At 73.8% G+C, this 25848-nt stretch carries 20 protein-coding genes and 1 pseudogene; 4 read left to right on the plus strand and 17 right to left on the minus strand.

Annotation, left to right across the window (positions count from 1 at the left end):
• Positions 1-24: 24 nt before the first annotated feature.
• The 6 genes from ABZW30_RS21885 to ABZW30_RS21910 form a co-directional block, all read right to left on the minus strand.
• Positions 25-615 carry a hypothetical protein gene (locus ABZW30_RS21885; protein WP_355672811.1) on the minus strand — a complete coding sequence of 197 codons (591 nt, stop codon included), beginning with the start codon at positions 613-615 and terminating at the stop codon, positions 25-27.
• On the minus strand, positions 612-1778 hold the full coding sequence (locus ABZW30_RS21890) for a ParA family protein (RefSeq protein WP_355672812.1): 1167 nt from the start codon (positions 1776-1778) through the stop codon (positions 612-614). Before ABZW30_RS21890 ends, ABZW30_RS21885 begins: the two co-directional genes overlap by 4 nt.
• 326 nt (positions 1779-2104) lie before the next feature.
• The gene (ald, locus tag ABZW30_RS21895) at positions 2105-3220 is read right to left on the minus strand and encodes an alanine dehydrogenase (protein ID WP_355672813.1); all 1116 of its coding nucleotides are present in this window, start codon (positions 3218-3220) and stop codon (positions 2105-2107) included.
• 261 nt (positions 3221-3481) lie between these two features.
• Entirely contained in the window at positions 3482-5530 is a 2049-nt protein-coding gene (locus ABZW30_RS21900) for an AAA family ATPase (RefSeq protein ID WP_355672814.1), read from the minus strand.
• A gap of 220 nt (positions 5531-5750) precedes the next feature.
• Entirely contained in the window at positions 5751-6398 is a 648-nt protein-coding gene (locus tag ABZW30_RS21905; protein ID WP_355672815.1) for an NUDIX hydrolase, read from the minus strand.
• A gap of 93 nt (positions 6399-6491) precedes the next feature.
• Positions 6492-8171 (minus strand): CTP synthase, encoded by a 1680-nt coding sequence (locus tag ABZW30_RS21910; protein WP_355672816.1) that lies wholly within the window; start codon positions 8169-8171, stop codon positions 6492-6494.
• Between the two features lie 717 nt (positions 8172-8888).
• On the opposite strand from ABZW30_RS21910, the gene ABZW30_RS21915 reads away from it, so the two are divergent.
• Complete coding sequence (locus tag ABZW30_RS21915; RefSeq protein ID WP_355672817.1) at positions 8889-10874, plus strand: glycoside hydrolase family 15 protein; 1986 nt, start codon at positions 8889-8891, stop codon at positions 10872-10874.
• Between the two features lie 7 nt (positions 10875-10881).
• Here ABZW30_RS21915 and ABZW30_RS21920 read toward each other — a convergent pair whose 3' ends face one another.
• The 3 genes from ABZW30_RS21920 to ABZW30_RS21930 form a co-directional block, all read right to left on the minus strand.
• The gene (locus ABZW30_RS21920) at positions 10882-12060 is read right to left on the minus strand and encodes a glycosyltransferase family 4 protein (RefSeq protein WP_355672818.1); all 1179 of its coding nucleotides are present in this window, start codon (positions 12058-12060) and stop codon (positions 10882-10884) included.
• Positions 12061-12293: 233 nt separating this feature from the next.
• Positions 12294-14027, minus strand: a complete 1734-nt coding sequence (recN, locus tag ABZW30_RS21925) for a DNA repair protein RecN (protein WP_355672830.1) — start codon at positions 14025-14027, stop codon at positions 12294-12296.
• 88 nt (positions 14028-14115) lie between these two features.
• Positions 14116-14748 (minus strand): hypothetical protein, encoded by a 633-nt coding sequence (locus ABZW30_RS21930; RefSeq protein ID WP_355672831.1) that lies wholly within the window; start codon positions 14746-14748, stop codon positions 14116-14118.
• Positions 14749-15029: 281 nt separating this feature from the next.
• Here ABZW30_RS21930 and ABZW30_RS21935 point away from each other — a divergent pair, with 281 nt between their 5' ends.
• A complete protein-coding gene (locus tag ABZW30_RS21935; protein WP_355672832.1) occupies positions 15030-16550 on the plus strand; it encodes a PLP-dependent aminotransferase family protein in 1521 nt (506 codons plus the stop codon).
• 19 nt (positions 16551-16569) lie between these two features.
• On the opposite strand, the gene ABZW30_RS21940 is transcribed toward ABZW30_RS21935, so the two are convergent.
• From ABZW30_RS21940 to ABZW30_RS21955, 4 genes are all read right to left on the minus strand, one after another.
• Positions 16570-17478, minus strand: coding sequence for an NAD kinase (locus ABZW30_RS21940; RefSeq protein WP_355672819.1), 909 nt, complete (start codon positions 17476-17478; stop codon positions 16570-16572).
• Positions 17479-17569: 91 nt separating this feature from the next.
• The gene (locus ABZW30_RS21945) at positions 17570-18376 is read right to left on the minus strand and encodes a TlyA family RNA methyltransferase (RefSeq protein WP_355672833.1); all 807 of its coding nucleotides are present in this window, start codon (positions 18374-18376) and stop codon (positions 17570-17572) included.
• 36 nt (positions 18377-18412) lie between these two features.
• A complete protein-coding gene (locus ABZW30_RS21950) occupies positions 18413-18610 on the minus strand; it encodes a hypothetical protein (protein WP_355672820.1) in 198 nt (65 codons plus the stop codon).
• Positions 18594-19433: a hypothetical protein gene (locus ABZW30_RS21955; RefSeq protein WP_355672821.1), complete on the minus strand. Its 840-nt coding sequence runs from the start codon at positions 19431-19433 to the stop codon at positions 18594-18596. Before ABZW30_RS21955 ends, ABZW30_RS21950 begins: the two co-directional genes overlap by 17 nt.
• 160 nt (positions 19434-19593) lie before the next feature.
• Between ABZW30_RS21955 and ABZW30_RS21960 the strand changes: the two genes are divergently transcribed.
• On the plus strand, positions 19594-19941 hold the full coding sequence (locus ABZW30_RS21960) for an SCP2 sterol-binding domain-containing protein (protein ID WP_355672822.1): 348 nt from the start codon (positions 19594-19596) through the stop codon (positions 19939-19941).
• A 21-nt stretch (positions 19942-19962) separates the two neighbouring features.
• On the opposite strand, the gene ABZW30_RS21965 is transcribed toward ABZW30_RS21960, so the two are convergent.
• Both ABZW30_RS21965 and ABZW30_RS21970 read right to left on the minus strand, forming a co-directional pair.
• Positions 19963-21000, minus strand: a complete 1038-nt coding sequence (locus tag ABZW30_RS21965) for an HAD-IIA family hydrolase (RefSeq protein ID WP_355672823.1) — start codon at positions 20998-21000, stop codon at positions 19963-19965.
• An 80-nt stretch (positions 21001-21080) separates the two neighbouring features.
• Positions 21081-21665 carry a tetratricopeptide repeat protein gene (locus ABZW30_RS21970; RefSeq protein WP_355672824.1) on the minus strand — a complete coding sequence of 195 codons (585 nt, stop codon included), beginning with the start codon at positions 21663-21665 and terminating at the stop codon, positions 21081-21083.
• A 93-nt stretch (positions 21666-21758) separates the two neighbouring features.
• Here ABZW30_RS21970 and ABZW30_RS21975 point away from each other — a divergent pair, with 93 nt between their 5' ends.
• On the plus strand, positions 21759-23129 hold the full coding sequence (locus tag ABZW30_RS21975) for a DUF1015 domain-containing protein (protein WP_355672825.1): 1371 nt from the start codon (positions 21759-21761) through the stop codon (positions 23127-23129).
• A gap of 80 nt (positions 23130-23209) precedes the next feature.
• Here ABZW30_RS21975 and ABZW30_RS21980 read toward each other — a convergent pair whose 3' ends face one another.
• Together ABZW30_RS21980 and ABZW30_RS21985 are read right to left on the minus strand one after the other, a co-directional pair.
• A complete protein-coding gene (locus tag ABZW30_RS21980; RefSeq protein WP_355672834.1) occupies positions 23210-24136 on the minus strand; it encodes a tetratricopeptide repeat protein in 927 nt (308 codons plus the stop codon).
• 441 nt (positions 24137-24577) lie between these two features.
• Positions 24578-25459: pseudogene (locus ABZW30_RS21985) on the minus strand (hypothetical protein); the annotation flags it as partial.
• Positions 25460-25848: the final 389 nt, after the last annotated feature.

Consider the following 25848-nt stretch of genomic DNA (forward strand, 5'->3'; position numbering starts at 1 on the left):
GGCAAGGATCCGAGAGGCAGGCCCCTAGCGGCCGCGCAGCCGCCGGACCAGGATGGAGGCCTCACCGCGCTGCTCCAGGTCCGCCAGGACGACCGCGATGGCCTCCCGGACGATCCGCCCGCGGTCCACGGCCAGGCCGTGCTCACCGCGCAGCACCAGCCGGGTGTGCTCGAGGTCCATGAGCTCCTCGGCGGACACGTACACGGTGATCTTCTCGTCGTGCCGCTCACGCCCGCTCGGGCGGCGCGGCGCGCGCCCCCGCGGCCGGGCGCGCCCGGCGGCACCGGCCTGCTCCTCGGCGGCACCCGCGTGCGTACGGGCCGCCGGGGCGGCTGCGGCGCCTCGGCCGCCGGACGCGGTCTGCCCGGCCGTCGCGGCACCCTGGTCCCCGGCGGGCCGCTGTGCGGGCGACGGCACCGCGGCGGCCGACTGCTGCTCCTGCGACACCTGCCGGTCGTCCTGGGCACCCTGGGCGCCCTCGGCACCGCCCGTGCCGTTGACGGTCCGCGCGGTCTCCGGTCTGGATGCCTCGGCGGCCGGACGCGGCGCGAGGGACGGCGACAGCGCCATCCCGCCGGTGGTCCGGAACAGCTCGTCGGCACCCGGGAGACTCACTCGGCGGGGCGGCACCGGTCGAGCACCTCCCTGGCGAGCTGGCGGTAGGCGGCGGCACCGACCGAGTTGGTCGCGTACGTGGTGATGGGCTCGCCGGCGACGGTGGTCTCCGGGAAGCGCACGGTCCGCCCGATGACGGTGTGGAAGACGTGCTCGCCGAACGCCTCGACGACCCGCGCCAGCACCTCACGGCTGTGCACGGTGCGCGAGTCGTACATGGTCGCGAGGATGCCGTCCAGGCGCAGCTCGGGGTTGAGCCGCTCGCACACCTTCTCGATGGTCTCGGTCAGCAGCGCGACACCGCGCAGCGCGAAGAACTCGCACTCCAGCGGGACGATCACGCTGTGAGCGGCCGTCAGCGCATTGACCGTCAGCAGGCCCAGCGAGGGCTGGCAGTCGATGATGACGTAGTCGTAGTCGGGCAGCAGCGGCTTCAGGGCGCGCGCCAGCGCGGACTCCCGGGCCACCTCGCTGACCAGCTGCACCTCGGCAGCGGAGAGGTCGATGTTGGACGGCAGCAGGTCCATGCCCGGCACGGCCGTCTTCAGCAGCACCTCATCGGCCGTCAGGCCCCGCTCCATCAGCAGGTTGTAGACGGTGACGTCGAGTTCCATCGGGTTGACGCCCAGTCCGACCGAGAGCGCGCCCTGCGGGTCGAAGTCGACGAGCAGCACCCGGCGGCCGTACTCGGCCAGCGCCGCGCCCAGGTTGATGGTCGACGTGGTCTTGCCGACGCCGCCCTTCTGGTTGCACATGGCGATGATCTGGGCGGGGCCGTGCTCGGCGACCGGCGCGGGGATCGGGAAGTACGGCAGCGGACGGCCGGTGGGGCCGACCCGCTCACGGCGCTGGCGCGCGGCGTCGGGGGCCAGCGTGGCGGCGTACTCCGGGTCCGGCTCGTATTCGGCGTCCGGGTCGTCGTAGGCGCCGTAGGCGAACTCGCCGTAGGCCAGGCCGTAGGCCGCCAGGTCGGCGTCTTGATCGGTCACCGCGGTCACCTGTGCTGTGTTCTGGCGTGCTTCGAAGGTACGGAGTGCGACCGAGCCGACCTCGGCCGAGCCCACGGTGGACTGCCGGGCCCCGGACTCCTCACTCGGCTGGCCGGCGGTGAGCTCCGCCAGTCCTGGCTGACCACCCCCGGGAGCAATTGTCGACTCATTCACAAGTCGTCTTACCTCCTTGGGCATCCAGGACTCTATGTCGATTCGTCAGCGTGGCAGCATGCCGACGGTTTGCGACTCTAGGCCGTTCAAGGCGTTCGCAGCAACACAATCCACGGTAGTAGGCACCATGTGTCGACTATCGGGCGGGCTGCTGTCAAGGGATGAGTAGGCCTATGACCCTAACGTTTCTGCGGGCGGGTGACACGACCCACGGAAATTGACGACAGAGCGACCCACCGGGTCCGCCGAGTGTTCACGGGCACGGCGAAGCCCCCGACCCGAACGGATCGGGTCGGGGGCGAACGACCGCCGTGCGGTCAGGGAGTTCAGGCGAGCACGCTCTCCAGCGAGACCGACTCCAGGCCGAAGGCCTCGGCCACGGCCGGGAAGGTGATCTGACCCTCGTGCACGTTGAGGCCCTTGGCGAGCGCCTCGTCGCGACGCAGCGCCTCCTTCCACCCGCGGTTCGCCAGCTCGATGACGTACGGCAGGGTGGCGTTGGTCAGCGCGTAGGTGGAGGTGTTCGGAACGGCGCCCGGCATGTTGGCCACGCAGTAGAAGACCGAGTTGTGGACCTGGAAGGTCGGGTCGTCGTGCGTGGTCGGGTGCGAGTCCTCGAAGCAGCCGCCCTGGTCGATGGCGATGTCGACCAGCACGGAACCCGGCTTCATGCGGGAGACCAGCTCGTTGGTGACCAGCTTCGGGGCCTTGGCGCCCGGGATCAGCACGGCGCCGATGACCAGGTCGGCGTCCAGGACGGCCTTCTCCAGCTCGAAGGAGTTGGACATGATGGCCTTGATCTTGGTGCCGAAGATCCGGTCGGCCTCGCGCAGCTTGTTGATGTCGCGGTCGAGCAGGGTCACGTCGTAGCCCATGCCGATGGCGATGGTGGCCGCGTGCCAGCCGGAGACGCCGCCGCCGATGACGACGGCCTTGGCCGGGTGGGTGCCGGGCACGCCGCCGGGCAGCACGCCGCGGCCGCCGGCCGGACGCATCAGGTGGTACGAGCCGACCTGCGGGGCCAGGCGGCCCGCGACCTCGGACATCGGGGCGAGCAGCGGCAGCGCGCCGTTGCCCAGCTGCACGGTCTCGTACGCGATGGCGGTGGTGCCCGAGGCGATCAGCGCGTCGGTCCCGGCCCGGTCGGCCGCCAGGTGCAGGTACGTGAAGAGGGTCTGGCCCTTACGCAGCCGGTGGTACTCCGAGGCGATGGGCTCCTTGACCTTCAGCAGCAGGTCGGCGGTGGCCCACACCTCGTCGGCGGTGGGGAGGATGGTGGCGCCGGCGGCCACGTACTCCTCGTTGGGGATCGAGGAGCCGAGACCGGCGTTGTCCTCGATGCAGACCTCGTGTCCGTTGCGGACCAGCTCATGCACGCCGGCGGGCGTGATGGCCACGCGGTACTCGTGGTTCTTGACCTCGCGGGGGATGCCGACCTTCACGGCTAAACACGTCCTCTTGCCATGGGGGTCCCGACCGGAGAAGACCGGTGGGCGACGCGCACGTGGGGAAGCCTCCGGGCAGGCCGGGGCAGGGGATCGCTGCGCGACTGAGTTCGAGTGTAATGAAGCCCAGGCAGCCTGTCAGCCTTCCAAATCGAATAATTTCGCCGAACACATTGGCAGGTTCGTAGGCTTCCGCCGGAACTTACCTGTCAAAGGCGTCACAATCGGGCACTTTCGACAATACCTCTGAAACCACCCTCACCATCCGGCCTCGACGCGTTCCCGCAGGTCGGCGAGGGCCGCCCCGACGGCCTCCCGGCCCCGTTCGTCGCCGATCCTGCGCAGCACCGCGAGCGCCGCCCGGTACTCCCGGTCGGCCTCCTCGAAGCGGCGCTGCGCGGTGTGCGCCTCGGCCACCCGGGCCAGCAGCCGGGCCTCCGCCGCGTGGTCCCCCAGCGACTGCCGCAGGCCGAGCGCCCGCCCGTACCAGTCGGCGGCGCGCACCGCGTCGCCGAGCGCCCGGTGGCAGCCGGCCGCACTCTCCAGGGCCCGGGCGCAGAGCGGTTCGTCCGCGGCCGTCCGGGCGTGCTCCAGGGCGGCCCGGTAGTGGGCCGCGGCCCGCTCCCAGCGGCCCGCCGCGACCTGCAGGTCCCCCAGGTTGAGCAGTGCGGCCGAGGCCCGGCGGGGGCGGCCGTTGCGCTCGGCGACGGTGAGCACCAGCTCGTGCAGCCGGTAGAGGTCGGCGGGGGCGGCGGCGCCGGTCAGCGGCAGCGAGCGCAGCAGCGCGGTGACCAGCCGCCCGGCCGAGCCGTCCAGGTCCCCCTGGCCGATCGCGTCGGCCACCGCGCCGAGCAGCAGCTCCCGCTCGCCGAGCAGCCAGTCCCGGGCGTGCTCGGCCGAGCGCAGCCGCAGCGCGACGGGCAGCGGCTCGGGGCCGGGGCCGCCCGCCGGGTCGAGCAGGGCGCGGGCCGACTCGGTGAGCCGGACCAGCCGCTCCAGCAGCCGGGCCCGGGCGAGCTCGGTCTCGGCGGACCGGTCCTCCTGCTCGCGCAGCTTGACCAGCCGCGGGTAGAGCCGCCCGGGTACCCGGTAGCGCGGGGTGCCGTCGGCGGCCGGCGCCTCCTCGCCGAGCAGCTCCCGTTCGACCAGCGCGGCCAGCGTCGCGGCGGCCTCCGGTGCCGGGCAGCCGACCAGCGCGGAGGCGGTGCGCGGGTCGGCGGTCTGCGCCGGGGCCAGGGTGAGGGTGCGCAGCATCCGCGCCTGGGCGGACGACAGGGTGCGGTAGATCAGGGTGAACGCCCCGATCAGCGGGTCGTTGTCGGGGACGGGCACCGGCTCGGCCGGCTCCGGCTCCGGCTTGACCCAGGTCGACGGGTCGCCGGCCGGCTCGGGCGCGACGGCCGGCTCCGCGGCCTTGTCCTGCGCCGACTGCTGCGGGCTCTCCTTCTTCTTCACCGCCTCGGCGGCGGCCCTGGCCGCCTCCCCGGCCTTGCCCGCCTTGCCGCCCTTGGCACCCGCGGCCGCCGACTCCTCCGCCACCACCAGGTTGAGCTCCCGCGCCGCGTCCGTGACCGCGGTCTTCGGGTTGCCGCGCAGCCACCCCGCCATCAGCCGCAGCGCGGCCGGCCGGGCCGCGCAGGCCTCGGCCAGGTCGGCCCCGCCGACCGGGTCGCAGGAGATCCGGGTGCCGCCGACCAGGTCGGCCAGCAGTTCGCCGGAGGCCTGCCGGTCCAGCCCGCCGAGGATCACCGGGTCGATGTCCTCGATCCCGGTGAGCGGCCCGGCCGTGGTGGCGAGCACCAGGCAGCCGGGCTCGTCGGCCAGCAGCGGCCACACCTGCCCGGCGTCCCGCACGTCGTCCAGCACCAGCAGGACCCGCAGCCCCGCCAGCGCCTCCCGCAGTGCCACGCAGCCGGGCTCGTCCCGCCCGTCCTCGGCCGTGCCCGACAACGGCACGGCGGCCTGCGGGTCGAGCTGCTCCAGCAGCAGCCGGGCGGCCCGACCGGGCGGCACCCGCCCGCCGTCGGGGGCGGACAGCCGGGCGAACAGCACGCCGTCCGGGTAGTCGGCGGCGACGGTCCGGGCGAAGCGGGCGGCGAGCGCGGTCCGGCCGGAGCCGGGGCGCCCGGCCAGCACCAGCACCGGGCAGCGGCCGCTCACCCGGCGGGTGGCGGCCGCCCGCAGCGCGGCCAGTTCGGCGCGGCGCCCGGCGAACAGCGCGGGCCCGGCCGGCAGCCGTTCCAGACCGGGGACGGCACTCGCGGGCGTGTCGGGGCCGGGGTCCATCGTCGCCGTCTTCCTCGCCACCCGTGCCACTCCCGACATCATCCCGCGTCCGGCGTCCGGCTGGTCAGCGTCCGGCGCTCGGCGGAGGCGGCCCGGCACGGGCGCCCTGTCTGCGAAGCGTAGTTCGACCGTCCGGCTCAGCCGAGGTGACATCCGGTCGTACGAACCGGCAAATCACCCCAACGCATCAAACCGGGTCGTCCGCCCACGCCTGGAAGGGCGCCCGCCCCATGAGGCGCGCTCACGCCTCGAAGGGTCGGGCCGGCCACGGCGAGTCCGGCCGGCGCAGCCCGTCCAGGCCGTCCGGGCCGGTGAGCGCGGCGTGCACGGCGAGGGTGCCGGTGATCAGGGTCGGGTTGTGCAGCTGCCCGGCATGGATCAGCCGGATCAGCTCGGGCACCGCTACCCAGGCGACCTCGATCTCCTGCTCCTCGCCCTCGGCCTCGTAGCGCTCGCCCTCGGCGGTCGACAGGTCGGTGGCCAGGAACATCCGCAGCGCCTCGTCGGTGCCGCCCGGGGAGGTGTAGTAGTCGGCGAGGATCCGCCAGGTGTCGGCCTTGCAGTGCGCCTCCTCGTACAGCTCGCGCTGCGCGGCGTGCCACGGGTTCTCGCCGGGCACGTCGAGCAGGCCGGCCGGCAGCTCCCACAGCCGCTGGCGCACCGGGTGGCGGTACTGGCGCAGGACCAGCACCCGCTGCTTGTCGTCCAGGGCGAGCACCGAGACCGAGCCGGGGTGGGTCTGGTAGTCGCGGCGGGCCCAGCTGCCGTCGGGCATCCGGACCTCCTCGCTGCGCACACCGGTGACCTTGCCCTGGAACGGCGTCTCGCCGCCCCGGACCTCCCACTCCTCGGCCACGTCGGCGATCCCCTGGTCGCTCTGCTCGTCCATCGCTCTACCCCTTTTCGTCAGTACGACACAATCTAACGCCGAACGGCGGCCCCGCGGGAATCGCGGGGCCGCCGTCCGGTGAACGACCGGGGATTACTCGGAGGCCGCGGTCTTGATGTCGATGGCGGCCCTGACCAGGCCCGCGAACAGCGGGTGCGGGCGGGTCGGGCGGGACTTCAGCTCCGGGTGGGCCTGGGTGGCCACCAGGTACGGGTGCACCTCGCGCGGGTACTCGACGTACTCGACCAGGTCGCCCTTGGGCGAGAGGCCGGAGAACTGCAGGCCGGTCTTCTCCAGGTCCGCGCGGTAGGCGTTGTTGACCTCGTAGCGGTGGCGGTGGCGCTCCTCGACGTACTGCTCGCCGCCGTAGACCTCGCGGACGATCGAGCCCTCGGCGAGCTTGGCCGGGTACAGGCCCAGGCGCATGGTGCCGCCCAGGTCGCCCTTGCCGTCGACGATGGCCAGCTGCTCGGCCATGGTGGAGATGACCGGGTGCTTGGCGGCGGCGTCGAACTCGGTGGAGTTGGCCTCGGGCAGGCCGGCCAGGTTGCGGGCCGCCTCGATGACCACGCACTGCAGGCCCAGGCACAGGCCCAGCAGCGGGATCTTGTTCTCGCGGGCGTAGGTGATCGCGCCGACCTTGCCGTTGACGCCGCGGTCGCCGAAGCCGCCGGGGATGCAGATCGCGTCCACGTCGCCGAGCTGCGCCCGGGCGCCCTCGGGGGTCTCGCAGTCGTCCGAGGTGACCCACTTGATCTCGACCCGGGCGTTGTTGGCGAAGCCGCCGGCGCGCAGCGCCTCGGTCACCGACAGGTAGGCGTCCGGCAGGTCGATGTACTTGCCGACCAGGGCAACCTTGACGATGTGCTGCGGCTCGTGGACGCGGCGCAGCAGGTCGTCCCAGGTGGTCCAGTCCACGTCGCGGAACGGCAGGTCGAGGCGGCGCACCACGTAGGCGTCCAGGCCCTCGCCGTGCAGCACCTTGGGGATGTCGTAGATCGACTTGGCGTCGATGGCCGCGACCACGGCCTCCTCGTCCACGTCGCACATCATCGAGATCTTGCGCTTGATCGCCTGCGGGACCTCGCGGTCGGCGCGCAGCACGATGGCGTCCGGCTGGATGCCGATGTTGCGCAGGGCGGCGACGGAGTGCTGGGTGGGCTTGGTCTTCAGCTCGCCCGAGGGGCCGATGTACGGCAGCAGGGAGACGTGCACGAAGAACACGTTGTCCCGGCCGACCTCGTGGCGGACCTGGCGGACGGCCTCCAGGAACGGGAGCGACTCGATGTCGCCGACGGTGCCGCCGACCTCGGTGATCACCACGTCGACGTCCTCGGTCGCCATCCGGCGGATCCGGGACTTGATCTCGTTGGTGATGTGCGGGATGACCTGGACGGTGTCGCCCAGGTACTCGCCGCGACGCTCCTTGGCGATGACGGTCGAGTACACCTGGCCGGTGGTGACGTTCGCCGAGCCGTGCAGGTTGGTGTCCAGGAACCGCTCGTAGTGGCCGATGTCCAGGTCCGTCTCGGCGCCGTCGTCGGTGACGAAGACCTCACCGTGCTGGAACGGGTTCATGGTGCCCGGGTCCACGTTGAGGTACGGGTCGAGCTTCTGCATCGTCACGCGCAGGCCGCGGGCCTTGAGCAGCGCGCCGAGGCTGGAGGCGGTGAGCCCCTTGCCGAGCGAAGAGGCGACACCCCCGGTGACGAAGAGGTGCTTGGTCGTCACGGCGCGGCCGTTCGTTGCCTTGCCGGAATGGGGCTGTGCCAAGAGGGGGCTCCCGTGGGTCGCGTGTCGAAAGTGACGTGGGCGGGAGGCTCACGGCTCGCCGGGCGACGGGAGGCCGACAGGTGCTCGGCGCTCGAAGGGTCGTCGGTTCGGCTGGTCCGGGACGTTTGATCCCGCCGGTCCACGGGATACCAGGGTATCAGTGACCTGACCGGGACGCCCTTCGGCCCGCGCGCGGCGCTCCGGGGGCGTGCGCCGGGCGCACCACCGGCGCACCATACGCCGCACGAGTCACACCGGTCGCACCACCGGCCGGACCGGGCCAGCCCGCGGTCTCCGTCCGGGCCATGCCAGCCCCTCCGTTACGACCACCCGGAGGTGATCCTTCCGGACCATCCTGCGCCGGGCCCACGCGATGCACGGCATTTCCGCCGAATTGCGGCGCCACACGAGGCTGCGTCCGCGTGCTTCGCCCCTTTCGTCCGTCGTAAGCTGCACGGACGCATCGCCGACAGCACGAGCACGCGGAGGGCGTGGGAGGTCAGGACACTCCCGGTCCCCGATGCGCGACCGGACCTCCCCGTATTTCAGCTCCTCCCCACCCACCTCAGGGGCTCGACCGAGCTCCGCGCGGACACTCCAGCAAGGCCCGCCACCACCCCCGGCGGACCGGACGTCCCGGGATGGACCCCCGGCCCCGCAGACCGCTCGCTCCCTCGTTCGCCGATGCCCTGACCACATTGCGAACTGGAGATCCACGTGGCCGGCCGTATCGAGGACTACGCACTCATCGGGGACATGCAGACCGCCGCCCTGGTCAGCAGGGACGGGGCGGTGGACTGGCTCTGTCTTCCCCGCTTCGACTCGCCGGCCGTGTTCGCCGGCCTGCTCGGCACCGACGAACACGGCTTCTGGCGGATCGGCCCGGTCGAAGCCGTCGTGACCGAGGTCCCCGTTCCCGTCACGGCCGCGGGCCGGGCCCGCCCCACCGACACCGCCGACCTGCGCGTCCCCCCGCCCACCGCGTCCGCCCCCGCCCTGCCCGCCGACCGGCGCCGCTACCGGGGCGACTCGCTGGTCCTGGAGCAGGAGTGGGACGCCCAGGGCGGGACCGTCCGGGTGATCGACTTCATGCCGCCCCGCCCGCTGGCCGGCCGCGACGCCGTCCCCCAGGTGATCCGGATCGTCGAGGGCGTGGCCGGCACCGTGCGGATGCGCTCGGCGCTGCGGATGCGCTTCTCCTACGGCCGGATCGTCCCGTGGGTGCACCGGGTCGAGCAGGCCGACGGCGGCCACCGCACCGTCGCCGTCGCCGGGCCCGACTCGGTCTGGCTGGACGGCGAGGCCGAGACCTACGGGCGCAATCTCACCACCTACGCCGACTTCACCGTCAACGCCGGCGAGCGGATCGCCTTCGCCCTCACCTGGCAGGCCTCCCACCTGGACCCGCCCGCCGTCCCGGACGCCCAGGCGATGCTCGACGCCACCACCGACTTCTGGCACGAGTGGGCCGACCAGTGCACCTACCAGGGCCCCTACCGCGAGGCCGTGATCCGCTCGCTGATCACCCTCAAGGGCCTCACCTACGCCCCCACCGGCGGCATCGTCGCCGCCCCCACCACCTCCCTGCCGGAGGACATCGGCGGCGAGCGCAACTGGGACTACCGCTACACCTGGCTGCGCGACGCCGCGATCACCCTCTCCTCGCTGCTGCGCACCGGCTACCGCGAGGAGGCCCGCGCCTGGCGCGAGTGGCTGCTGCGCGCGGTCGCCGGCGACCCGGAGAACCTGCAGATCATGTACGGCATCGCGGGCGAGCGCGAGCTCACCGAGTCCTCGTTGGACTGGCTGCCCGGCTACGAGGGTTCCCAGCCCGTCCGGGTCGGCAACGGCGCCGCCGGTCAGCTCCAGCTCGACGTCTACGGCGAGGTGGTGGAGGCCCTGCACCTGGCCCACATGACCGGTCTGGTCCGCAACGACCACGCCCACCACCTCCAGCTGCGCCTGATCGACTACCTGGCGGACCACTGGCAGAACCCGGACGAGGGCATCTGGGAGGTCCGCGGGCCGCGCCGGCACTTCGTCCACTCCAAGGTGATGGTCTGGGTCGCCGTCGACCGCACCATCAAGCTGCTGGAGCAGACCCCCGAGGACGCCCCCTCCGACGGCCACCTGGAGCGCTGGCGCGAACTGCGCGAGACCATCCACCGGGACGTCTGCGAGAAGGGCTACGACCCCGAGCGCAACACCTTCACCCAGTACTACGGCGGCCAGGAGCTCGATGCCTCGCTGCTGCTCATCCCGCAGGTGGGCTTCCTGCCGCCGGACGACAAGCGGGTGATCGGCACCATCGAGGCCATCCAGCGCGAACTGTCCACCGAGGACGGCTTCGTGCTGCGCTACCCGACCCACGACGAGGCGGGGAACAACGTGGACGGCCTGTCCGGCCACGAAGGCGCCTTCCTGGCCTGCTCGTTCTGGCTGGCCGACGACCTGGCCATGATCGGCCGGGTGCAGGAGGCCCGCGAGCTGTTCGACCGGCTGCTGTCGCTGCGCAACGACCTCGGGCTGCTCGCCGAGGAGTGGGACCCACGGCTCAAGCGCCAGGTCGGCAACTTCCCGCAGGCCTTCAGCCACGTCCCGCTGATCGACACCGCGCTGCGGCTGACCGCCTGCGGCGCCGCCTACCTGTCGGCCCAGCCGGACGGCCCGGCCGCCGACCGGGTCGAACAGGCGACCGTCTAGGGCACGCCTAGGGCCGCTGCACCAACTCGTCGTAGGTGCTGAGCACCTGGGCGACGGTGGCGGCCTCGTCCGGCCAGGTCTCGGCCTGCTGCCGGCCGGCCGCCACCAGCTGCTCGCGGCCGGCGGGGTCGGCCAGTAGTTCGCGCACCGCCCGTCCGATCGCCGCCGGATCGCCCGGGGGCACCAGCACGGCGGCGTCGCCGACCAGTTCGGGGATGCCGCCGACGGCGGTGGCGACCACCGGCACTCCGGCCCGCATCGCCTCCTGGACCACCAGCGAACGGGCCTCCCAGCGGCTGGAGACCACCACCACGTCGGCGGCGGCCAACAGGTCGGGCACATCGGTGCGGTAGCCGAGCAGGCGCACCGGCAGCTTCTCGGCCGCCACCCGCTCGCGCAGCGGGCCCGCCTCCGGGCCGTCCCCGGCGAGCAGCACCAACGGCTCCGGGTCCAGCGCGGACAGCTCCCGGGTGGCGTCCAGCAGCACCCCGAAGGCCTTCTGCGGGACGAGCCGGCCGACCGCCAGCACCAGCGGGCGGTCCGGGCCGTCGCCGAGCAGCGCGGCGCGCGCCTCGGGGCGGCCGAGCCGGCCCTCGGGCATCGGCGGGGCGGCCACCGGGCCCAGCCGGGCGTCGGTGGCGCCCAGTTCGCGGGCCCGGGCGACCAGGTCGGAGGAGGCGCCGAGGACGAGGTCGGCCGCGCGCGCCACCCGGCGCTCCATCAGCCGCTGCAGGCGGCGCTCCATGCCGGTGGCCAGCAGCGCGTGGTGCGAGGTGACCACCAGCGGGGTCTCCGGGCGCAGGCCCGGGAAGCGGCCGGCGGTGCGCAGCGCGAGGTCGGAGAGCAGCCCGGCGCGCAGTCCGTGGGCGTGCACCACGTCGGCGCCGGTGAAGGCCCTGCGCAGCTCGCCGATCGCGGTGGCGTCGCTGCGGGCGCCCGCGGTGGGGGTGATGTCGACGGTGTGGAACCGGGCGCCGGTGCGGGAGAAACCGAACAGCGCGTCCGTGCCGGCCGGCGCGCAGACCGTGACGATCACCCCGTGCGCGACCAGGCCCTGGGCCAGGGAGCGCACGTGCGCACCGATGCCGCCGGTGCTGGCGGCCAGGACGAGTACCACGTGCAGCTGCCCCGGTTCCGGGGCGGCCGCGGTGGCCCGGGCGGCGGAATGGTCCACGTCGTCTCGCATCCGACTCGATCAGGTTCGCGCGCCGCTTCGCGAGGGTTGCCCGCCCGGCGGCGCTCGGGACTGGAAAGCCAGTGTCCAGCCGCCACCATGCCAGGTCGGCGGCCCTCTTGGACAGTCGGCGCCACGGGGGCGCGTCGTCGTGGCGTGAGGGCCGCCGGACCCGGCGGAGGGGCCCCAGGGCCTGCCCGGCGGGTCCTTGCCGGGGCTGATCCGACAAAACCCACCGGCGGGCCCTAACGCTGGCGCGGGGCCCGGGCGGTCGCCAGCAGCTCCTCGGCGTGGGCGCGGCCCAGCTCCGAGTCCTCCAGGCCGGCCAGCATCCGGGAGAGTTCGCGCACCCGCTCCTCGTCGTTCAGCACCTTGACGCCGGAGCGGGTCACGGTGCCGTCGTTGGTCTTCTCCACCACCAGGTGCCGGTCCGCGAAGGCGGCGACCTGCGGGAGGTGGGTAACCACCACGACCTGGGCGGTTTCGGCCAGTTTGGCCAGTCGGCGACCGATCTCGACCGCGGCCTTACCGCCGACGCCCGCGTCCACCTCGTCGAACAGGTAGGTGGGGACGGGGTCGGCGCCCGCGAAGACCACCTCGACGGCGAGCATCACACGGGACAGCTCACCGCCCGAGGCGCCCTTGGCGATCGGGCGCGGCTGGGCGCCCGGGTGCGGGGCGAGCAGCACCTCGACCTCGTCCACGCCGTGCGGCCCGTACGCGACGGTGCGGCCGTCGACCTCGATCCCGGCCAGGTCGTCGACCTGGGTGATCGAGAAGGTCACCCGGGCGTGCGGCATGGCCAGTTCGGCGAGTTCGGCGGAGACGGCCGCGGCGAAGCGGCCGGCGGCGGCCTGCCGGGCGGTCGACACCTCGGCCGCGAGTTCGGCCAACTCGGCCCGTAGCTCGGTCTCCTGGGCGCCGAGCTGGTCGATCCGGTCGTCGTCGCCGTCGAGTTCGGCGAGCCGGACGGACCCGACCTCGGCCCAGGCGATCACCTCGGCGAGGGTGTTCTCCTCGCCGCCGTACTTGCGCAGCAGCTGGGCCAGCACGGCCCGCCGGTCCTCGACGGAGGCCAGGCGCACCGGGTCGGCGTCCAGGTCGTCGGCGTAGCCGGCCAGGTCCCCGGCCACATCGGCCAGCAGGTAGCCGACCTCGTTCAGGCGGTCGGCCAGGGCGGCCAACCGCTCGTCATGGTGGCGCACGGCGTCCAGGGCGCGGCGGGACTGGGCGAGCAGAGTGCCCGCGTCCAGCGCCTCCGGGTCGGCCGGGTCGCCGGCCAGGACGGCGTGGGCGAGGGTCGCGGCGGAGGACAGCGCGTCGGCGTGGCCGAGCCGCTCGGCCTCCGCGGCCAACTCGACGTCCTCCCCGGCCACCGGCTCGGCGGCGGCGATCTCGTCCAGGCCGAAGCGCAGCAGGTCGGCCTCCTGGGCGCGCTCGCGGGCCCGGGTGGTCAGCTCCTCCAGGGTGGCCGAGACCTCGCGCAGGGCGCGGTAGGTCTCCCGGTAGCGGGCCAGCGGCTCGGCCACCGCCTCGCCCGCGTAGCGGTCCAGCGCGCCGCGCTGGCGGGCCGGGCGCAGCAGCCGCTGCTGGTCGGTCTGTCCGTGCACCGCGATCAGGTCCTCGCCGATCTCGGCGAGCAGCCCGACCGGGACGGCCCGCCCGCCGACGTAGGCCCGGGAACGGCCCTCGGCGGAGACGGTCCGGCTGACCAGCAGGGCGCCGTCGTCCAGTTCCGCCCCGGCCTCGACGGCACGGGCCGCCACCGGGGAGTCGGTGGGCAGTTCCAGCCGGCCCTCCACGACGGCACGGCCGGAGCCGTTGCGCACCAGGCCCGGGTCGGCGCGGCCGCCGAGCAGCAGGCCGAGGCTGGTCACGACCATGGTCTTGCCTGCGCCGGTCTCACCGGTCACGGCGGTGAAGCCGGGGGCCAGCTCGACCACCGCGTCGTCGATGACCCCAAGATCCCGTATCCGCATCTCGTCCAACACGGAGACGACCTTACGAGGTTCCACCCCCGGAGCGCGACGAGCGGCAACGGCGCGCGGCAACTCCACGCCCGGAAGTTCATCCCTTCCGGGACGTTTGCGCCGGGCTCATCCCAAGGCCCGGCGCGGTGCACCAGGGTAGGAACAGCTGTACCAGCGGGCCGATGGCCAGCGCGTACGCGACCGTGCCGACCCCGGCGGTGCCGCCGAGCAGGACGCCGGCCGCCAGCACGATGACCTCGATGCCGGTGCGGACCAGCCGCAGCGAACGCCCGGTGCGGCGGTGCAGGCCGGTCATCAGGCCGTCGCGCGGGCCGGGGCCGAAGCGGGCGCCGATGTAGAGGCCGGAGGCCAGGCCGTTGAGCACGATGGCGGTGGCCATCAGCGCGATCCGGGCGGACAGGCCCTCGGGGCCGGAGACCAGCTTCAGGGTGAGGTCCATGGCCGCGCCGATCATCAGCACATTGGCGACGGTGCCCAGGCCCGGGCGCTGGCGCAGCGGTATCCACAGCAGCAGCACCAGGGCTCCGCAGATGGTCACCCAGGCGCCCACGGTGAGGCCGAGCACCCGCTGCAGGCCCTGGTGGAAGACGTCCCAAGGGTCCAGGCCGAGCCCGGAGCGGAGCATCAGCGCCATGCTCGCGCCGTACAGGCCCAGGCCGACGACGAGCTGCGGGAGCCGGCGGCCCAGCGCATGGGTGTCGCCGAGGATCCGGACGGCGAGGCTCGGCCGGGTCGGCGCGGGGGCGGGCGGGGTCGTGGTCGGGGTCGGGGTGGCCAATGCTGCTCCTGCGGGTGGTGCCGCACCCCGGGGCGGCCCCCGGTGGTGGCGGCGCAACGGCCGCGCTGCCATGATGAACAGGCCAAACGAGCCCCCGACAGGGCCAATTCCGAGCAAGTGGACTGCTGAGCGAGCGAAGCGAGCTCATCACCAAAGAGGTGCGGGTTGCGCGAAGCGCCTGCCGAGCGAAGCGAGGTGGGCGCATGAGCGCCATGGCCGACTGGCACACCACCGTCACCCCGCCCGCACTGGCCCGGCTGCTCGCCACCGCCCGGCTCCCCGAACCGGCCACCTCGCGCCGCCCCGCCTACCGCACCCTGGCCGGGCAGATCCGGCTGCTGGTCACCGAGGGCCGGCTGCCGGTCGGCGCCCGGCTGCCCGCCGAACGCGAACTCGCCTCCGCCCTGGAACTCAGCCGCACCACCGTCGCCACCGCGTACGAGACCCTGCGCGGCGACGGCTACCTGCTCAGTCGGCGCGGAGCCGGCAGCTGGACCGCCCTGCCCGAGGGCGCCCCGCCGCCCAGCGACGCGCTGCACCCCGTCCCGCCGGACGAGCAGGGCAGCACCCTGGACCTCGGCGTCGCCGCCCTGCCCGCCCCGCAGCCCTGGCTCGGGCAGGCCGCCGCCCGGGCCGTCGAGCTGCTGCCGCACTACGCCGCCGGGCACGGCCACTACCCCACCGGCGTCCCGGTGCTGCGCGAGGCCGTCGCCCGCCGCTACACCGAGCGCGGCCTGCCCACCACTCCCGACCAGATCCTCATCACCACCGGCGCGATGGGCGGCCTGCACCTGGTCCAGCGGGTGCTGATCGGCCGCGGCGACCGGGTCGCCGTCGAGGCGCCCAGCTACGCCCACACCCTGCAGGCGCTGCGCCTCACCGGGGCGCGCCTGGTGCCCGTGCCGTACAGCTGGGATCCGCAGTCCCGGAGGCGAGCCGGCGAGTCACTGTGGGACCTGGAGGAGTGGCAGCGGGTGCTGCGCGGTGCCGCGCCCAGGGTCGCGTACGTCATCCCGGACTTCCACAACCCGACCGGCGCGCTGATCGGCGAGGAGCAGCGCCGCGAGCTGCTGGCCGCCGCCCGGGCCGCCGGGAGCGTGGTGCTGGTGGACGAGACCACCGTCGAACTCGGCTGGGGCGTGCCGGAGTCCACGCCGCTGCCGCGTCCGATGGCGGCGCTGGACCGCTCCGCCCAGGTGGTCACGGTCGGCTCGGCCGGCAAGCTGCTCTGGGGCGGCCTGCGGATCGGCTGGGTCCGGGCCGCGCCCGCGCTCGTGCGCCGGCTGGCCACCGAGCGGGTCTACAGCGACGTCGGCACCCCGGTGCTCGACCAGCTGATCGCCGCCGAGCTGTTGGGCGAGCCGCTCCGGGCCGTCCGCTCCCACCAGCTGGCCCGGCTGCGGGCCACCGCCCACGCCTTCGCCGCCGCGCTGCCCGAGCATCTGCCCGGCTGGAGCTTCCCGATGCCGCCCGGCGGCCTGGCGCTGTGGGTGTCCACCGACGGCCTGTCCGGCGCTGCGCTGGCCCAGGCCGGGGAGCGGGCCGGGATCCGGATCGCCGCCGGCAACCGGTTCGGCTCTGACGGCGCCTTCGAGCACCACATCCGGCTGCCAGTCACCGTGCCCGCCGCGACGGTGCCCGCCGCCGTCGAGCGGCTCGCCGCGGTGGCCGCCCGCGCGGCGGCGGGCGGCCGGCTCGGCTCGGCCGACGAGGCTCAGCCGCTGGCGGTCTGACGGTCCGCCAGTCGTCGCTTCAGTGCTTGGTGTTCGACCGTCCGCGCCAACCCGTCACCGGGAGCGCGAACTTGGCCACCAGCCGGTCGGTGAACGGCGCCCGGTGCAGTCTGGCCAGCCGCACCGGCGTCCGCCCCCGGCGCACCTCCACCCGTGCCCCGGCGGGCAGTTCGACCGAACGCCGGCCGTCGCACCAGAGCACCCCGTGCGGGGTCTTGGGCTGTACCTCGACCGCCAGCACCGAGTCCGGCGAGGTCACCAGCGGCCGGGCGAACAGCGCGTGCGCGGAGATCGGCACCATCAGCAGCGCCTCCACCTCCGGCCACACCACCGGCCCACCGCCGGAGAACGCGTACGCGGTCGAGCCGGTCGGCGTCGCGCAGACCACCCCGTCGCAGCCGAAGTTGGAGACCGGGCGGCCGTCCACCTCGGTCACCACCTCCAGCATCCGCTCCCGGGAGGCCTTCTCTATGGACGCCTCGTTCAACGCCCAGTCCTCGTGGACCACATCACCGTTGGTGCGGACGATCACGTCGATCGTCATCCGCTCCTCGACCTCGTAGTCGGCGTCCACCACCCGCTCGACCACCACGGCCAGGTCGTCCCGCTCGGCCTCGGCCAGGAAGCCGACCCGGCCGAGGTTGATCCCCAGCATCGGCAGCCCGTGCGAGCGCGCCAACTCCGCGCCGCGCAGCAGCGTCCCGTCCCCGCCGGCGACCAGGATCAGCTCGCAGCCGTCCGCCGCCCCGGGCCCCTCGGCCACCTTCTCGACCCCGTCCGGCAGGTCGAGGTCCACCGCCTCGGCCTCCAGCAGTCTGATCCGGAGCCCGGCCTTCAGCAGCCCGTGCACCAGGCCCTCGACGCTGCGCAGCGCCGCCTCCCGGCCGGTGTGCGCGATCAGGAAGACCGTACGTTCTTCATCGCTCATGCCGCTGCCCTCTCCCTACGCCTGCCGGGTCGCCCTTGGCCCGGTGCGGCCGCGCCATACAGCATGACGGGCCGGACGCTCGCAGAGCACCCTACCGGGGCCCCTCCGCCACGGCCCGGTCCGCCTCCGCGGGGTCCAGCTGCGGGGCGTCCCGGCGCATCCAGAGGAAGTACTCGACGTTCCCGGACGGCCCCGGCAGGGGGCTCGCGGTGACCGCCCGCACGCCCAGGCCGAGCTCCCACGCCTGCCCCGCCACCTGCCGCACCATCTCGGCGCGCAGCTGCGGGCTGCGCACCACCCCGCCGCTGCCCAGTCGCTCCTTGCCGATCTCGAACTGCGGCTTGACCATCAGCACCAGGTCCGCGTCCTCGGCCGCGCAGGCGGCCAGCGCCGGCAGCACCAGGCCCAGCGAGATGAAGGACAGATCGCCGACCACCAGGTCGACCGGGGTGCCGCCGATCGTCTCCAGGGTCAGCTCGCGCACATTGGTGCGGTCCATCACGGTGACCCGCTCGTCGCTCTGCAGCGACCAGGCGAGCTGCCCGTAACCGACGTCCACCGCCAGCACGCGGGCGGCCCCGGCCCGCAGCAGCACGTCGGTGAAGCCCCCGGTGGAGGCGCCCGCGTCCAGCGCCCGGCGGCCCTCGACCACCAGGCCCTGCGGCACGAAGGCCGCGAACGCCCCGGCGAGCTTGTGGCCGCCGCGCGAGACGTAGTCGGGGTCGTTGTCGTCCTTGGCCACCACGACCGCCGCCGAGGTCTCCACCTGGGTGGCCGGCTTGGTCGCGGTGGTGCCGCCGACGGTCACCCGGCCGGCCGCGATCAGCTCGGACGCGTGCTCACGCGATCGGGCCAGCTTGCGGCGGACCAGCTCCGCGTCGAGTCGGCGTCGTGCCACTGCCACTGGTGCTTCAGCTCCTACGGGTCCTGCGGATCATTCCTGGTCGAGCGCGGCCAGCGTGTCGGCGAGCCGCTGGTGAACATCTTCGTACACCGCGACGTGTGCCTCAGCCGGGACCCCGTCCAAGGCCTCCAGCCGGGCCAGCCCGGCGTCCACCCCGGGGTGTCCGGTGGGCAGCAGTTCGACGCCGAGCGGCTCGACCGCCGGGCCGGGTTCACTCGTCTCGGGCATCGGGCTTCTTCGTGCTGGTCGCCTTGCGGACGGTGGTCTTCTTCGTCGCCGTCCGTTTGGCGGGGGTCTTGGGCTGCGCGTCCGCCTGCGTCCGCTTCGCGGCGGCGGTCTTCTTGACCGTGGCCTTCTTGGCGACGGTGGTCTTCTTCGCCGCGCCGGTCTTCTTGGCCGCGCCGGCCTTGCCGGCGGTCGTCTCCTTCACGGCGGCCTTCTTCGCCGTCGTCCCCTTCGCGGCCGCCAACTCGCCGGCAGTCGGCTTCTCGGCAGTCGGCTTCTCGGCGGCCGGCACCGCGAACGCCGTCGGCGGCACCGGCGGATCGACCTCGACCGGCTCGTCCACCTCCACCCGCTCGGCCACTATCGGCTCGCCCGCCGTGCGCTCGTTCTCGTACTCCCAGCCGCGCCCGAACAGGTCGTCCGCCCGCGGCGCCGGCGCCGGCTCCTCCGCCGCCGGGTACGGGCTCGGCCCGGCCGCGGCCGGCTCCTCCTCGACCTCGCGCAGCTTGCTCTCCAGGTACGCCAGCACCACGCCGACCTTGGTCACCTGGTCGCCGACCTTCTCGAAGGCCTTCTCCACCTCGTTGCGCGCCACCCCGACCGCCAGGTCCACTCCGGCCCGCCCGGCGGTGACCGCCTCCTCCGCCAGCGTCTGCAGCGTCTTGGCGGACGGCGGGAACTGCCCGCCGAGCTTGCGCTCGACCTCGGCGACATCGACGCCGGTCTTCTCCAGGATCGCGGCCGCCGTCCCGACGACCCGCTTGCCGACCTCCTCCACCACCACAGCGGCGGTCGCCACCGCTCCCCGCACCGTCCTCGGCAGCATCCGGGTGCCTCCTTAGCGCCTACGCGCGCATCGCTCCGTCGCCGTCGGTACCCGGGCCGTTTCCGGGCACCCCACTGACGACGCTACCGCCAAAACCCTCCTGAGGTACCGTGGCCCGGCAGTCAGAGCACCGTAGTGACCTGGGGATGGAGCCACCGTCATGGCGAACGCCGAGGAGTGCCGCGAGGCGCTGGAGCAGCTCAGCCGGAACATGGCCGACTCCACCGGCGACGTCCGCAAGGCCGCCGCCCTCGACCGCTCGCTCAGCTGCCGGATCACCGACCTCGACCTGACCTTCACCGGGCAACTGCGCGACGGCCGGATCCACGACGTCGTCACCGCGCCCGGCGCGCCCGCCGGGAAGGCGGAGATCCGGCTCACCATGGCCAGCGACGACCTGCTCGCCCTGGTCGGCGGCAAGCTCCACTTCGCCTCCGCCTGGGCGAGCGGCCGGGTGAAGCTGGAGGCCCGCTTCCGCGACCTGCTGCGGCTGCGCACCCTGCTCTGACCGCTCCGCGGTCCACCGGTCTCAGAAGCCGAGCTCGGCCAGCGCCTTCCGCCCGTCCGCCGGAGCGCCGTCCGCGTCCAGCGCCGTCCACGCCGCCGCGCACAGCGCCCGCAGGCCGTCCCAGCGGTCGCCGGTACCGGTCAGCCTCAGCTCGCCGCCCTCGACCGCGGCGACCCAGCCGCCGCAGCCGAAGCCGCCGTCCCGGGCCGTCGCCGCCGGGTGCGGGACCAACAGGCCGCGCAGGTCCGCCGCCAGGTAGGTCGGCCGGTGCTCGACCGGAGCCGCCAGCAGCTGCGCCGGGGTGGTCACGCCGGTGAACACCAGCAGGCTGTCCACCCCGCCGTTGAACGCGCCCTCGATGTCGGTGTCCAGCCGGTCCCCGACCACCAGCGGCCGCCGGGCTCCGGTCCGCAGCACCGTCTCCCGGTGCATCGGCGGCAGCGGCTTGCCCGCCACCTCCGGCTCCACCCCGGCCGCCGCCCGGACCGCCGCGACCAGCGTCCCGTTGCCGGGCGCGATCCCGCGCGCCGTCGGCACGGTCATGTCGGTGTTCGAGGCCACCCACGGCAGCCCGCCGCGCACCGCGTACGCGGCTTCCGCCAGCTGCGGCCAGCCCACCGACGGGTCGAAGCCCTGGACCACGGCGAGCGGCTTCTCGTCCAGCGAGCGGACCGCGACCAGCCCACGCTCGGCGAGCGCCTCCTCCAGCCCCAGACCACCCACGACCAGCACCTTCGCCCCGGCCGGCACCTTCTCGGCGACCACCCGGGCGGCCGCCTGGGCCGAGTTGATCACGTCCGTCGGCTCGGCCGGCACGCCCAGCTCGGTCAGGTGCTCCGCCACCACCCGCGGCGGGCGGGAGGCGTTGTTGGTCACGTACGCGAGCCGCATCCCGACCGTACGGGCGGCCGCCAGCGAGTCCACCGCGTGCTCGATCGCGCGCGGGCCGGCGTAGACCACGCCGTCCAGGTCCAGCAGCGCGGTGTCGTACGCCTCGGTCAGCGGGCTGTCACTGCCGCCGGGGGCGGTCCGTCGCATGGTGGTGGCCGTCTCGGTCATGCCTGCCCAATCTCGTTCATCGCAGTCTCGTTCACTGCGGTTCACCGCGTTCGCCGACTGCACTGCTCGTACCTGCCCGCTCAGGCGTCGTCGTTGACGCCCTCGGGCTCTCCCCCGGCCTGCTTCCCGGCACCCGCTCCGGGCCCCCCGCCCCGGACCTTCCCGCTGGCCGGCACCCCGGGCAGCAGCGGGCCGAACGCCCCGGCGCGGGCCGCCAGGGTGGCCCGGGTCTGCCGCAGTGCCTCCCGGTAGTGGTCGGTCTCCGGCCGCATCGCCACGGCCAGCGCCAGGTGCTCGGCGGACGTCTCGAAGTCGCCCAGCCGGGCCGCCGCGACGCCCCACCCGAACTGAGCGTAGTCGTCCGCCGGATCGGCCAGCGCCACGGCCCGGAAGTTCTCCAGCGCCGCCGCGTACGAACCGGCGTCGAACTGCGCGCGGGCCAGCGCCTCCCGGATGCTGCGCGAGTGCGGCTCGGCCTCCGCCGCCCGGGCGAGCAGCTGCTCGGCGGCCGCCGGATGCCCCTGGGCCAGCAGCTTCGCGCCCCTGCGGAACCAGTCGTACACGTCTCCGGCGGGCTCCCCGGACCGCCCCTGGGCCGGGATGCCCCCCGTCGGCACGCTCTCCCCCGGGCCGCCGCCGTCCGCCCGTCCCTGCCGGTCGTCCATGCCGTACCTCGCCCTCGATCACTCGCCCGCCCCACAAGACGGCACGGGTATTCAGATCTTTCAACAACGTCTACCCCGGTTACCATGCCCAGAATGAGCGCACCCAGTGCAGAAGACGGAGTCGAGACTCCCGAGGGCGGCCCCGGCGATCCCGGGCACGTCGCCACCGCAGGCCTGTCGCTGTCCCCCTTCCGAGGACTGCGCTACGTCCCCGACCGGGTCGGCGCGCTGGCCGCGGTGACGTCCCCGCCGTACGACGTCGTCGACCCGGGGCGCCGACTGGACCTGGAGACCGCCGACCCGCACAACGTGGTCCGGCTGATCCTGCCCCGGCCCGAGCCCGAGGACGCCGGCGACCGCCCCGACCGCGACACCAGGTACCGGCACGCCGCCCGACTGCTGGCCGCCTGGCAGCGCGAAGGCGTGCTCGCCGCCGACCCGGTCCCCGCGATCTACGTCTACGAGCAACGGGTGCCCGCCACCGGCGACTCCCCCGAGCTGCTCCAGCGCGGCCTGATCGGCGCCCTCGCCGTGAGCGGGCCCGAGGCCGGCGTCGTCCTCCCGCACGAGGACGTCATGCCCCGCCCGGTCGCCGACCGGGTCGGCCTGATGCGCACCACCCGGGCCAACCTCGAACCGCTGCTGCTCACCTACCGGGGCAACGGCGGCGCCTCCGGCGTCCTCGAGCGGACGGTCGAGGGCGAGCCGCTGCTCTCCACCGCCACCAGCGACGGCACCCACCACCGCCTGTGGGCCGTCACCGACCCGGCCGAGATCGCCGAGATCGGCCGCGACCTGGCCACCTGCCGGGCGCTGATCGCCGACGGCCACCACCGCTGGGAGATGTACCTGCGGCTCCAGCGCGAGCACCGCCACCTGCCGCGCAGCCCCTGGGACCGCGGCATGGTGCTCCTGGTGGACACCGCCCGCTACCCGCTGCGGGTCCGGGCCATCCACCGGGTGCTGTACCGGCTGCCGGTGGCCGACGCGCTGGAGAAGCTCGGCGACCAGTGGAAGGTCAAGGAGGTCCCCGGCCCGCTGCCCGCCGCGCTCCAGGCACTCGCCGAGCAGAAGCGGCACGGCGGCAACGGGTTCGTGCTGACCGGCGGCGCCGGCGTCTACTGGCTGCTCAGTGAGCCCGAGGAGTCCCTGCTCGACGCGACCGTGCCGCACGACCGGCCCGAGGAGTGGCGCCACCTGGACGCCACCGTCCTGCACGCCACCCTGCTCGACCGCACCTGGCACGTCCCCGACGGCCCGGACGACATCGGTTACCTGCACACTGCCGCGGCCGCCGAGCGCGAGGCCGCCCGCACCGGCGGTACCGCCGTCCTGCTGCACCCGGTCCGGGAGAGCGTGGTACGGCGACTGGCCGAACAGGGCGTCACCATGCCGCGCAAGTCCACCTCCTTCGGGCCGAAGCCGGCCACGGGGCTGGTGCTGCGCAACCTCGCCCTGGGCTGACGGTCCAGGACGCCGTGAGGCCCTGCCGCTCCTTCGGGGAACGGCAGGGCCTCACGGTGTTTCAGGGCAGGTCAGGGCGCTCAGCCCTGGGCGTCGCCCTTGCTGTCCTCGGCCTTCTCGGCCTTCTCGGCCTGCTTTTCCTCGGCCTCGGCCTGCTTTTCCTCGGCCTCGGCCTGCTTTTCCTCGGCCTCGGCATCCTGGGAACGCTCGGGCACCACGCCGTCGAAGTCCTCGTCGATCTCGAGGTCGTCCTCGTCGTAGTACTCCTCGACGTCCTCCTCGTCCTCGAAGATCACGCGGTCGTCGGCGATGTCGCCGCCGCGCTTCTTCGCCGGGGCCTCGGCCTGGTCGGCCTCGTCCTCGGCCAGCTCCGGGTCGAGCGCGTCGGTGAACTCCACGCCGTCGATCTCGGCCAGGCGCTCGGAGGCGTTGGTCGTACCGTCGGTGTCGGCCTCGGCGGCCTTGGCGAACCACTCGCGGGCCTCGTCGCCACGGCCGGCGGCGATCAGCGCCTCGGCGTAGGCGTACCGCAGCCGCGCGGTCCACGGGTGCACGGCGCTGGAGGCCAGCTCCGGGCTCTGCAGGGTGACGACGGCGGCGTCGTACTGCTCCATGTCGCTGCGGGCACCGGCCGCCACCAGGCGCATCTCGACCTGGCCGGCCTTGTCCAGCTGCTTCACCTCGGGCTCACCGGCCATCGCCAGCGCCCGCTCCGGACGGCCCAGACCGCGCTCGCAGTCGGCCATCACCGGCCACAGGTCGGCGCGACCGGTCATCCGACGGGCGGCGCGGAACTCGGTCAGTGCCTCCGAGTAGCGCTGCGTCATGTAGGAGGCGAAACCGGCCGCCTCACGGACGGCGGCGACGCGGGAGGCCAGCCGCAGCGCGACGCGCGAGTACTGGTAGGCCTCCTCCGCCTCGCCGTCGAGCAGACGGGCCACCATCACCAGGTTGCGGGCGACGTCGTCCGCGAGCGTCTTGGGCAGGCTCTTGAGCTCCTGGCGCACATCCGCGTCCAGCTCGAAGCCGGTGACGTCCTCCGGGATCGGCAGGCGCTTGACCGGCTCGTAGTTGCCACGGCGGTCGTCGTAGTCCCGACCGCCGCGGTCGCCGCCCCGGTCGTCCCGGCGGTCGTCACGACGGAAGCCGCCACGGTCGCCGCGGTCGTCACGACGGAAGCCGCCGCGGTCGCCACCACGGTCGTCGCGGCGGAAGCCGCCCGAGGGGCGGTCGTCGCGGCGGAAGCCGCCACCGGCCGGACGGTCGTCACGACGGAAGCCGCCGCGGTCATCGCGGTCGCGGTACGGACGGTCGTCACGACGCGGACGCTCGTCACGGTCGTCACGACGGAAGCCACCCGGACGGTCGTCGCGACGGAAGCCGCCCTGACGCTCGTCACGGTCGTCACGACGGGGGCCGCCCGAGGGACGGTCGTCCCGGCGGAAGCCGCCACCGGCCGGACGGTCGTCACGACGGAAACCACCACGGTCATCGCCACGGTCACGGTTGAAGCCGCCCGAGGGACGGTCGTCACGACGGAAACCACCACCGGCCGGACGGTCGTCACGACGGAAACCACCACGGTCATCGCCACGGTCACGGTTGAAGCCGCCCGAGGGACGGTCGTCACGACGGAAACCACCACCGGCCGGACGGTCGTCACGGCGGAAACCACCGCGGTCGCCACCACGGTCATCGCGGTCGCGGTACGGACGGTCGTCACGACGCGGACGCTCGTCACGGTCGTCACGACGGGGGCCGCCCGAGGGACGGTCGTCGCGACGGAAGCCGCCACCGGCCGGACGGTCGTCACGACGGAAACCACCGCGGTCATCGCCACGGTCACGGTTGAAGCCGCCCGAGGGACGGTCGTCACGACGGAAACCACCACCGGCCGGACGGTCGTCACGACGGAAACCACCGCGGTCGCCACCACGGTCATCGCGGTCGCGGTACGGACGGTCGTCACGACGCGGACGCTCGTCACGGTCGTCACGACGGGGGCCGCCCGACGGACGGTCGTCACGACGGAAACCACCACCGGCCGGACGGTCGTCACGACGGAAACCACCGCGGTCATCGCCACGGTCACGGTTGAAGCCGCCCGAGGGACGGTCGTCACGACGGAAACCACCACCGGCCGGACGGTCGTCACGACGGAAACCACCGCGGTCATCGCCACGGTCACGGTTGAAGCCGCCCGAGGGACGGTCGTCACGACGGAAACCACCGCGGTCGCCACCACGGTCATCGCGGTCGCGGTACGGACGGTCGTCACGACGCGGACGCTCGTCACGGTCGTCACGACGGGGGCCGCCCGACGGACGGTCGTCACGACGGGGGCCGCCACGGTCGTTGGACCAGCCCCCACGGGACCGGGGCTCGTAGCCGCGGCCGTCGTCCGATCGACGCTCGGGACGGTCCTGGGGCTGGTTCGACATCCTGGTGACTCCTTCTGCTGCTTCAACTCCACCGCGGACCGAGCAACACCAGTGCCGTCACGCGGTATCGGCGCCGGCCTCCTGGCCGCGCACCATCTCCATTGTCCGGCATGCCGGAAGCATCCGCGTCTGGGCGGAAGTCCCGGCCTACCGGCCTCATACACGTTCGCAAAACACAAAAAGGCCGCGGCCCCAGCGAATCGCTGGGGCCGCGGCCTTGAATAATTGTTCGGCGGCGTCCTACTCTCCCACAGGGTCCCCCCTGCAGTACCATCGGC

It is taken from the genome of Kitasatospora sp. NPDC004669 (assembly GCF_040609455.1).
Taxonomy (GTDB): Bacteria; Actinomycetota; Actinomycetes; order Streptomycetales; family Streptomycetaceae; genus Kitasatospora.

Coding starts and splice junctions, on each gene's coding strand:
- ABZW30_RS21905 (WP_355672815.1), bottom strand. CDS start 6,398: ATGGACGAGCAGAGCGACCAGGGGATCGCCGACGTGGCCGAGGAGTGG.
- ABZW30_RS21920 (WP_355672818.1), bottom strand. CDS start 12,060: ATGCGAGACGACGTGGACCATTCCGCCGCCCGGGCCACCGCGGCCGCC.
- recN (WP_355672830.1), bottom strand. CDS start 14,027: ATGCGGATACGGGATCTTGGGGTCATCGACGACGCGGTGGTCGAGCTG.
- ABZW30_RS21935 (WP_355672832.1), top strand. CDS start 15,030: ATGGCCGACTGGCACACCACCGTCACCCCGCCCGCACTGGCCCGGCTG.
- ABZW30_RS21940 (WP_355672819.1), bottom strand. CDS start 17,478: ATGAGCGATGAAGAACGTACGGTCTTCCTGATCGCGCACACCGGCCGG.
- ABZW30_RS21950 (WP_355672820.1), bottom strand. CDS start 18,610: ATGCCCGAGACGAGTGAACCCGGCCCGGCGGTCGAGCCGCTCGGCGTC.
- ABZW30_RS21955 (WP_355672821.1), bottom strand. CDS start 19,433: ATGCTGCCGAGGACGGTGCGGGGAGCGGTGGCGACCGCCGCTGTGGTG.
- ABZW30_RS21960 (WP_355672822.1), top strand. CDS start 19,594: ATGGCGAACGCCGAGGAGTGCCGCGAGGCGCTGGAGCAGCTCAGCCGG.
- ABZW30_RS21965 (WP_355672823.1), bottom strand. CDS start 21,000: ATGACCGAGACGGCCACCACCATGCGACGGACCGCCCCCGGCGGCAGT.
- ABZW30_RS21970 (WP_355672824.1), bottom strand. CDS start 21,665: ATGGACGACCGGCAGGGACGGGCGGACGGCGGCGGCCCGGGGGAGAGC.
- ABZW30_RS21975 (WP_355672825.1), top strand. CDS start 21,759: ATGAGCGCACCCAGTGCAGAAGACGGAGTCGAGACTCCCGAGGGCGGC.